The sequence below is a fragment of the Maritalea porphyrae genome (assembly GCF_027213965.1).
Lineage (GTDB): Bacteria > Pseudomonadota > Alphaproteobacteria > Rhizobiales > Devosiaceae > Maritalea > Maritalea porphyrae_A.
In genome coordinates this window covers 1-274 of the sequence record NZ_JAPWGX010000036.1, presented here as the reverse complement: position 1 = coordinate 274, position 274 = coordinate 1, and the positions used below count along the sequence as shown (strand labels likewise).

Genomic DNA, 274 nt, shown 5'->3' with positions numbered 1-274 from the left:
GCAGAGTGTAGACCACGGTTACGGATTGCGATTACAACGCCTTCGAAAGCCTGTAGACGCTCACGGTCACCTTCTTTTACCTTAACTTGAACTACAACAGTGTCACCTGGTGCAAATTTAGGTAGGTCTGATTTCATTTGCTCTTCTTCAAGAGCTTTGATGATGTTACTCATTTTTTAAATTCCTAGAATAAACTGATACTAAATAAATTAGGTTACTTTGCGTTATGTTCTTTAATGGCTTTATGCTCATTAACAAACTCAGCAAGTAATTG

At 37.6% G+C, this 274-nt stretch carries 1 protein-coding gene; it reads right to left on the bottom strand.

Going from position 1 to position 274, the window contains the following annotated elements; genetic code table 11:
• Positions 1–173: 50S ribosomal protein L19 (locus O4H47_RS17920; protein ID WP_269395389.1), on the bottom strand; the 173-nt coding region annotated here is incomplete at its 3' end.
• Positions 174–274: the final 101 nt, after the last annotated feature.